Annotated in this window: 6 protein-coding genes and 2 pseudogenes; 4 read left to right on the forward strand and 4 right to left on the reverse strand. The window is 32.9% G+C overall.

Annotation, left to right across the window (positions count from 1 at the left end; genetic code table 11):
• Positions 1-5: 5 nt before the first annotated feature.
• From DFR56_RS24060 to DFR56_RS18995, 4 genes and pseudogenes are all read right to left on the reverse strand, one after another.
• Positions 6-380, reverse strand: a complete 375-nt coding sequence (locus tag DFR56_RS24060; RefSeq protein WP_110397028.1) for a DUF3899 domain-containing protein — start codon at positions 378-380, stop codon at positions 6-8.
• Positions 381-483: 103 nt separating this feature from the next.
• Positions 484-2,196, reverse strand: coding sequence for a peptide ABC transporter substrate-binding protein (locus DFR56_RS18985; RefSeq protein WP_110397029.1), 1,713 nt, complete (start codon positions 2,194-2,196; stop codon positions 484-486).
• 466 nt (positions 2,197-2,662) lie between these two features.
• Positions 2,663-2,830, reverse strand: a pseudogene (locus DFR56_RS18990) (cupin domain-containing protein); the annotation flags it as partial.
• A gap of 608 nt (positions 2,831-3,438) precedes the next feature.
• A pseudogene (locus DFR56_RS18995) lies at positions 3,439-3,588 on the reverse strand (helix-turn-helix domain-containing protein); the annotation flags it as partial.
• Between the two features lie 563 nt (positions 3,589-4,151).
• On the opposite strand from DFR56_RS18995, the gene DFR56_RS19000 reads away from it, so the two are divergent.
• The 4 genes from DFR56_RS19000 to DFR56_RS19015 are packed head-to-tail and all read left to right on the forward strand — an operon-like array spanning position 4,152 to position 8,120.
• Positions 4,152-5,081 carry an ABC transporter permease gene (locus DFR56_RS19000; protein WP_110397032.1) on the forward strand — a complete coding sequence of 310 codons (930 nt, stop codon included), beginning with the start codon at positions 4,152-4,154 and terminating at the stop codon, positions 5,079-5,081.
• On the forward strand, positions 5,078-6,100 hold the full coding sequence (gene opp3C / locus DFR56_RS19005; RefSeq protein WP_110397033.1) for an oligopeptide ABC transporter permease: 1,023 nt from the start codon (positions 5,078-5,080) through the stop codon (positions 6,098-6,100). The genes DFR56_RS19000 and opp3C overlap by 4 nt, the downstream gene beginning before the upstream one ends.
• Before the next feature lie 30 nt (positions 6,101-6,130).
• The gene (locus DFR56_RS19010; protein WP_110397034.1) at positions 6,131-7,150 is read left to right on the forward strand and encodes an ABC transporter ATP-binding protein; all 1,020 of its coding nucleotides are present in this window, start codon (positions 6,131-6,133) and stop codon (positions 7,148-7,150) included.
• A 1-nt stretch (position 7,151) separates the two neighbouring features.
• Complete coding sequence (locus DFR56_RS19015; RefSeq protein WP_110397035.1) at positions 7,152-8,120, forward strand: ABC transporter ATP-binding protein; 969 nt, start codon at positions 7,152-7,154, stop codon at positions 8,118-8,120.
• Positions 8,121-8,248: the final 128 nt, after the last annotated feature.

The following is an 8,248-nucleotide window of genomic DNA, read 5'->3' on the forward strand; positions in this document are numbered from 1 at the left end:
CTTTCTTATATAAAAAAGTAAATGAGTTGTAAAATAACTAAAACAATAAGCAATGAAAAAAACTGCCATTTAAAAGTGTGATAAGTTTGTATATTTACCAGTTCCGATGGGAGACGTTTTTCACTATTAGAATCAATCATATCATTTTTATGAAATATTTTTTCCACAAACCCCCTAATTCCATATGTGATCCCATCAAAAAATTTTCCCTTTGTTATTAACAAATATAAATAGATCACCATATAAAATGCCGTTACAAAAAATAACGAATTTATTATATTCGTCAAAGTTCTTTCTTCATAAAAAATTAAAAAGATGAAGCATGTAATTAAAATATTTATACTTAAAAAAAGCCAATAAAATTTATTCTTATTTGTCATTTTAAAAATCCTTCATCATTATTTGATAAGAAGTTGATTTACACTCCAAAGGTATAAAATGTCCCAAAATTAAGATTTTGGGACATTCTTTTACACGTATTGTCTACTCTGCAATATAAGCGTAACGATAATCAACAGTTGGGCCATAATTTCTTGGAATTAAGTCTTGTACGTGAGGCTTCTGCACGTATGCTCTAGCATTTTGGAATACAGGAACGACAGACGCATCCTCAAACAGATACTTTTCAGCCTCCTGTAATACATCCCATCTTTCTTCTGGTTTATCACCAAGATTATTCGCTTGATTAATTAAGTCATCAAATTCTTCACTTGCAAATCCAGTTCTGTTGAATGGTCCGTCTGAAAGCCAAATATCTAAATACGTAATTGGATCAAGGAAGTCTGGTAACCAGCCCCAATAGGATATATCGTATTTTCTTTCACCTTCAAGCTTTAAATGTTGACCATACGGTTGCTTATTAAGATTAACTGTTAACCCTGGTAGATTCTCTTCCAGTTGTGACTGTAAGTACGTGACAATTTTTTCATTTGTATCACTTTCACCAAACATAATATCGATTGTCACTTCCGACTTGCCAATTTCCTCTAATCCTTTTTCCCATAATTCTTGTGCTTCTTCCATTGTTTTCTCATTAATTTTTGGATATTTAATACGAAAATCTTCCCCATTTTCAGCAAATGCCCAGTCATTCGGTACAACATAATATGCAGGTGCAGCGCCACTTTGAAGTAAAGAATCAACTAAAGTTTGTCTGTCAAATGCGTTATAAATTGCACTACGAATATTCTGATTGGCTAATGCTTCATGCTTTTGATTTAACCGCATAAATTTCATATCAGCAGTTAATTCTCCTGTGTGTAGTTCAGCACTATCTTTAAACTGCTGTATAAATTGTGCATTAAGCTCCGCATAGTCTAAATCACCAGTTTGATAAAGATTCACTCGTGTTGCTGCATCTGTAACTAATTTATAGTTAACTTGTTCTAATTTCACATCATCTGCATTCCAATACGTTTCATTTTTCTCAAATGTCCATCCTTCTCCAATATGCCAATCAGTTAATTTAAATGGACCGTTCGCTAATAGATTTTCTACAGATGTTGCATAATCATCGCCCAATCCTTCAACAAATTCCTCATTTAATGGATAGAAAGGTGGAAATGACATCAATGTAACAAAATAAGGCGTTGCTTTCTCAAGTGTCACTTGAACCGTTTGTTCGTCTAATGCTTCAATACCTAATTCATCAATTTTGCCATAAAGATCACTATCTGGATTCAGTATTTCCTCTGCATTTAAAATACTTGCAGATCCATAAATGAATGCGTATTCTGCTGCAGTATCTGGGTTTACTGCTCTTTTCCATGAATATACAAAGTCATTTGCAGTGACAGGATCACCATTTGACCATTTTGCGTCATCACGGATTGTAAATGTATATACTGTTTTATCTTCATTTACTTCAGGCTCGTCGGCTGCTAAATCAGGTATAAAGCCTCCCTCTTTATCAAAACCAATAAAACCAGCCCCAATTTGATAGAGCGCATCAAAGGAAGGCGCATCTGATGCATGATGAATGTCTAAAGATGTAAAATCAGCAGTTCCAGATAAATTTAAAACCTGTTCTACATTTGAACTTGTATCATCTCCTATAGCCTCAGACCCCTTCTCCTTTTTAGTGTCACTATCACCACCATCTGTCTTGTTTTGTCCTCCACACGCTGCTAGGACAAGTACTAGACATACCATGATAGCAATCATGGTCATCCAATAATTTCTTTTTTGTAACAACATAAATTGACCTCCTTTTTTTTAGTCAATATTTATGATTATTATTTATGCAATATTAATGCCAACCCTTGCAAACTCAAAACTTTATTAGTAAGTACCGTTTCCTACAAAAAGAGAATAAAACGCATTCATTTATGTGTTAACTTTTTAGACACATTAAGTGCCCTGTGTTTAAAATTATTAACACATTATCGTAAAGCTTAAGGATGGATTTACAATTGTGCTCTAACGAAGAGAAAATAAGATTGTGCGTTCTTGTATTCTAGTAAGTTTTACTAAACGTATTGTTTTTAAATCGTTTCACACATACCACGACAAAAGATAGCATACCCGTATGGTTGAGCCTTGCTTTTTCCTTAACCACCCTTATAGTCTAACTAATAACGAATTCCTTAAGAAAAACACCTCAAATTATTTTACAATTATGTTGAAGTCAAATAAATACCACATTTTTAATGCCCAATGACGATTAAAATATTGCGGGACTAACGGAACTAATTAATCTATTTACTTTATCAAGTGGATTTTCCCACTTATGTGGTAATTTGAAAGGAAAATGTATCGCATCTCCTTGATGTAAATGATATATTTTTTCATTAATATAGATGATTAGTTCTCCTTTCATAACATAATAGAACTCTTCCCTGGATGTTGAACAAGCTCCATATCTTTATGTTTTGGATCTAATGTTTCTATTCATGTATCCATTTTCCGTTCACTAAAATAACTGCTTAAACTAATAATAGAAGAATTAAAGGTTCCTATTCTAAATGATTTTTGTTCAATTTTATAAGTAGCAAAATCATTATCTTGATCTTCTTCAAAGAAAGAACAAAAGCGCAAGCGCTCGTTTAGCGACGTACAAATTGCGCCCTACCAAGTAGGGTGGGTCGACGTTGCCACGCAAAGTGGCGAACTTAGTTGATCTTCCTTCTCCAACGAGATAAAGGAAACATGCTCCTTCATAGGGGTATGCCGACGTTGGGCGCAAAGCCCAATTTTAGTCGGCCTTCCTTAAAACTTGAAGCGATGTTGACTTTCACCCAAGGCCATAAGAGCGACTAAGCCTCTGTCTAAAGCCAATCGGCAAGTCTTCTTTATCGTAGGAAGAAGTTTGAAATTTTGCTACAGCTTTAGCGCTTAAGCTAGACGCAAATAATATTGCAAATAAACTTTATCTACAAGTAGATTCAACTAGAATTTCCTAGACTATAAAAAAGTATCTCCCCTAAAGCATCAGAAATTTTTAAATGATGTTATAGCTAAAGAAGTATCTCCCCTTTCAACTTGTGAAAGAAAACTAACTGATAGTACTGTTTTGTTACTGAGTTCTTTTAAAGTCATCTTTCGTAATTTACGAAGTGTCTTTATTTTATTAAAATATTTTCCTACCATTTATCCTCCAATAATTAAGGTTTTTCATATTTAAGTGTTGTAATAATATATTCCTAATTCTCTATTTAATAAAAAGGCAATAATCATAATTATATAGATTTTCATTGTTTATTGTTTTTTATTATCTTCTATTTTTAATATAAATTGATTGTTTTATATCTTATTCTTCCTGTTTAATCTTTAAAGAAATTGCTTAATTGCTAGATAAGAATAATCGTATGTTTAAATCGCATAAAATTTTTTCGAACTTGATTATGTTCATTTTTTATACAAAACATATTATTGTTCGCAAAAAAGACTGACTGACACTTCGTTCATCTTTTCTCATGAAAACGATGGCATGAATATTGCATTAATATATTTATAAACTATAACGATTTCTTTGAATGCAGAGTTCTCCTTTGAAAAGAAGGAACAAGCATTTTTATAAAAGGAAAGTACAGAAACGGAGGTTTTTATGAATAGATTTATTTTTTATAAAGACTACTTGTAGGGAGGGATTTAATTTTTTAATATTATAAGAGTTTAATTTACGACATATTATTTTTCACTAGGAGGCAGCAATGAAACGTTATATTTTTCAAAGAATTGGTTATATGATTATTACATTTTTTATTATAATGACTATTTCATTTGTAACAATGAAACTATTGCCAGGATCGCCGTTTAAAAACCAAGATAAATTAACAGATCAACAACTAGAAATTATTATGGAACATTACCGGTTAAATGATCCAATTCCTATACAATTTTTTCATTATGTAGTTGACTTTTTTAAAGGCGATTTAGGAATGTCGTTTCAATTTAAAAATCAAGCTGTTACAGATATTATTTTAGACCGAATCCAGCCTTCTGCAATTTTAGGTTTGGAAGCGTTGTTAATCGGTGTCATATTTGGTCTTATACTTGGGATTTTTTCAGGACTAAAACATAATACTTTTTGGGATTATGGAACGACGACATTATCTGTTATTGGTATTTCCGTTCCTTCCTTCGTATTTGCCGGTTTTATGCAATATTTTCTTGCTGTAAAACTTGGTTGGCTACCTGTTGCATATTGGGAAGGTTGGAAGTATCATATTATGCCAGCCTTATCGTTATCATTTGTTGTCATTTCAACGATAGCAAGATATATTCGAATGGAAATGCTTGAAGTGCTGGGTCAAGACTATATGAAAACTGCGAAAGCAAAAGGACTTCCGAATAAAACGATTATTATAAAACATGGTTTAAAAAATACTTTAATCCCAGTCATTACTATTTTAGGTCCTTTAGCAATCTCTATTTTGACTGGTTCACTAGTCATTGAGAAAATATTCGCCATTCCAGGAATAGGAGAACAGTTTGTTGTCTCAATAACGACGAACGATTATCCGATGATTATGGGACTAACACTTCTATATGCTGCTTTCTTCATTATTATCGTCTTTGTAATCGATCTACTTTACGGCATAGTCGATCCTAGAATTAAGTTGGGAGGCGAAAACAATTGAGCTCTAATAAAAATATTGTCTATAACGACGAATTGTTTGAAAAAGTAAATTACTATCATGTTGTACAAGAAGATAAAACTGTTGAAAGTAAAACTGATAACTATTGGGTAAAAGCAATGAAAACTTTATTTAAAAACAAATGGGCAATGTTAAGTTTACTTTGTATTGTTTTTTTTATTGTAATGTCTTTACTAGGTCCAATTATGAATGATCATACGTATAAAGAACAAGATTTGACAAGAGCATTTTTACCACCAAAAATTCCGATTTTAGCTGATGTCCATTGGTTACCTTTCGATGGGTATGCAAATGGTGTAGATCAATATGAACTAATGGGAGTAGAAGAGTCATTTTGGTTTGGTACAGATCAATTTGGACGTGATCAGTGGACAAGAGTTTGGTATGGGACAATGATTTCTTTATCGATTGCATTTATTGCAGCTATTATTGACTTTTTTATCGGTGTCACCTACGGGGGAATTTCTGGTTATTTTGGTGTTAAAGTGGATAACGTAATGCAACGTATTATTGAAGTTTTAGTTGGTATTCCAAATTTAGTCATCATTATTTTAGCGATTATAATATTAAAACCTGGATTAGTTTCAATTATTTGCGCCATTGTTTTAACAGGATGGGTTGGAATGGCAAGAATTGTCCGGGGACAAGTATTAAAGTTAAAAAGCCAAGAATATGTGTTAGCTTCTAAAACATTAGGTTTAACGCATCCGAAAATTCTTACAAAGGATATATTACCTAATTCAATGGCCCAAATCATTATTACAACAATGTTTACCGTACCTGGAGCCATTTTTTTTGAAGCATTTTTGAGTTTTATAGGGCTTGGTCTCCCTGCTCCAATGGCATCATTAGGTACAGTTATCAATGACGGATTCGAATCTTTGCAGATTTACCCATATTTGGTCATTTTCCCTAGTATTATTATTAGCCTTCTGTTAATAAGCTTCAATCTTCTAGGTGATGGACTAAGAGATGCGCTGGATCCTAAAATGAAACATTAAAACATATTTTTTTAAAAAAGGAGGGACATTATGAATAAAGATTACTTACTTGAAGTAAACAACCTTCAAGTAACATTTAAAACGAATAATACAGAGGTTCACGCAGTAAGAGGTGTTAATTTCCAACTAAAAGAAAAAGAAACATTAGCGATTGTTGGTGAATCAGGATCTGGAAAAAGTGTTACAGCTCAATCCATCATAAAGCTAATTTCTGAACCTCCTGGAAAAATTAACAACGGTTCTATCTTTTATAAAGGTGAAGACTTGCTAACAAAACCAGAACGATATTTCAGTTCTATTCGAGGAAAAGAAATAAGTATGATTTTCCAAGATCCAATGAGTTCATTAAATCCTACCTTAAAAATTGGAAGGCAAATTGCTGAAACGATTATTAGACATGAAAAAGTTAATAAGGAAACAGCCTATAAACGTACTATAGAACTGTTAAAACTCGTTGGAATACCAAATCCGGAAAAAAGAATTGATCAATACCCTTATGAGTTTTCTGGTGGAATGCGTCAACGTGTTATGATTGCAATTGCATTATCATGTAATCCAAAAATATTAATTGCTGATGAACCAACAACCGCTTTGGATGTAACAATTCAGGCACAAATTATAGAATTATTAAATGACTTACAACAAAAGTTAAATATGTCTACGATTATAATTACACATGATCTTGGTGTCGTTGCCAATATGGCGCACCGGGTTGTAGTGATGTATGGTGGAAAAGTTGCCGAAACTGGCACAGTGGATGAGATATTTTATCAACCTAAACATCCGTATACTTGGGGGTTATTATCATCGATTCCAAAATTAGATTCCAAAGAAAAAAAGTTGATTGCCATCGATGGTTCACCTCCTAATTTGGCTAATCCACCAAAAGGTTGTCCATTTGCACCGAGATGTCCTTATGCAATGAAAGTGTGTATTGAACAATCGCCTGGTATAGTTAGTTCATCCGATACACAGAAAACAGCATGTTGGCTTTTAGATGAACAAGCACCTATAACAGATACTCCTGAAACGGCTAGAATTGAGGGATAATATGAGCAATATAAAAGAAAAAGTATTAGAAGTCAAAAACTTAAAAAAACACTTTCCAGTTGGCCGCAAAACAGTATTAAAAGCAGTTGACGGTATTAATTTTCATATTTTCAGAGGTGAAATTTTTGGTATAGTTGGAGAATCCGGGTGTGGGAAATCAACTGCTGGAAGAACTATCATTCAATTATATGAACCGACAGCTGGAGAAATAATTTTTAACGGAAAAAAAATTCAAGATCAATTAAAGAAAAAGGATCTTTTAAAGTTTAGACAAGAAATGCAAATGATTTTCCAAGATCCTTACGCTTCCTTAAATCCAAGAATGAACGTTAGAGAAATTATTACAGCAGGGCTTACGGTACACAATATCGTCCCTAAAAATGAACATGAAAACTATATAAGTGAATTGTTAGAAAAAGTTGGCTTAAATACTAGTCATGCAAATCGATACCCACATGAGTTCAGTGGGGGGCAACGTCAACGAATCGGAATTGCTCGTGCATTGTCCGTCAATCCAAAATTTATTATTGCAGATGAACCGATATCTGCACTAGATGTGTCGATTCAAGCTCAAGTAGTTAATTTAATGAAAGAATTGCAAGTATCACGTGATTTAACATTTTTATTTATAGCCCATGATTTATCAATGGTAAAGCATATTAGTGATCGAATTGGTGTCATGTATCTTGGTAATATGGTAGAAATAGCTACTTCAGAAGAGCTTTATTCCAATCCATTGCATCCTTATACACAAGCTTTACTTTCAGCTATTCCTTTACCTAATCCGAAACAAGAGCGACATCGAGAGCGGATTATTTTAAAAGGAGACGTACCAAGTCCAATTTCTCCACCTAGTGGTTGCCCTTTTAGAACTCGTTGTTCAAAAGCAATGGGAATTTGTGCTGAAGTAAAACCGGAATGGAAGGAAATATATAATAATCATTGGGTTGCATGTCATTTATATAATTAATCAAATGCAAGATTCAACATTTTATTTTTATAAATGACGAATTGTACTATTAAGTGCAACACCTAAAAAAACTGTAGTTAAAATAAAGCAGCCCATAACAGCTTCGTGTAAAATGTAAGTAACCACAC

This window comes from Pseudogracilibacillus auburnensis (genome assembly GCF_003201975.1).
Lineage (GTDB): Bacteria > Bacillota > Bacilli > Bacillales > Amphibacillaceae > Pseudogracilibacillus > Pseudogracilibacillus auburnensis.

What these genes read in the sequence shown, in the direction of transcription:
- DFR56_RS19000 (WP_110397032.1), top strand. Translation starts at nt 4,152, where the DNA reads ATGAAACGTTATATTTTTCAAAGAATTGGTTATATGATTATTACATTT.
- DFR56_RS18985 (WP_110397029.1), bottom strand. Translation starts at nt 2,196, where the DNA reads ATGTTGTTACAAAAAAGAAATTATTGGATGACCATGATTGCTATCATG.
- DFR56_RS19015 (WP_110397035.1), top strand. Translation starts at nt 7,152, where the DNA reads ATGAGCAATATAAAAGAAAAAGTATTAGAAGTCAAAAACTTAAAAAAA.
- DFR56_RS19010 (WP_110397034.1), top strand. Translation starts at nt 6,131, where the DNA reads ATGAATAAAGATTACTTACTTGAAGTAAACAACCTTCAAGTAACATTT.
- DFR56_RS24060 (WP_110397028.1), bottom strand. Translation starts at nt 380, where the DNA reads ATGACAAATAAGAATAAATTTTATTGGCTTTTTTTAAGTATAAATATT.